Genomic DNA, 695 nt, shown 5'->3' with positions numbered 1-695 from the left:
GTTTGATAGGTAGGATACAGGCTTTGAGTCTTGGTGAAGGCTTGATGATGGTATGGGGAATGCGAGCATCATTGATCGCTTGTCCATTATCGATTGCGCTTCAACTTTTACAGGTAGGAAATCTTCTGCGAAGAAATCTTGCGATATGTCGGTAAACTCGACGTTGCTGTTTGGAATGTTACTGAACTTGGCTAGTGTCCACTTTTTAAGTGTTGAAAGAGGCTCTTTCCCCAAAATTACCAAAGTCATTTGATTCGCAGAGTAATTCTTTTGATAAAACTCTAATAAAGTGTCGCGTAACTTTTCTTCGCCTTTGTCACTCAGGGTTTCAAGGTTTCCAACAGAAAAGCGGCTATAGGGGTGATCGTCGGCTAATACTGCTTTTATTACAGAATAAAAGCGTCGTCCATCATCCTTGACTTTGGATGTGTATTCGGAATGAACAGCGTTAACTTCACGCTCGACATACTCGGCGTTAAAAAGCGGGTGAGTGAACTGCTCAGAAAAGCGTTCAAGCGCCGCTTCTAGGAATTCGGGTCGGATATCAAAGAAATAGTTTGTATTTTCAGGTGAAGTATATGCATTGTGTGAGCCGCCATGTTGAGTGATATATTTCTGATAAGCATCAGGCTCAGGGAATTTTTCAGTGCCAAGGAAGAGCATATGTTCAAGAAAGTGGGCCAAGCCCGGATATT

General features: G+C 42.4%; 1 protein-coding gene. It reads right to left on the bottom strand.

Annotated features, from left to right (window positions below; genetic code table 11):
- Positions 1-695, bottom strand: a 695-nt coding sequence (locus A3763_RS25730) for an insulinase family protein (protein WP_197483136.1), incomplete at both ends; no start/stop codon positions are given.

Source organism: Oleiphilus sp. HI0128 (assembly GCF_001635365.1).
This window is presented reverse-complemented; position numbering and strand designations above follow the sequence as displayed.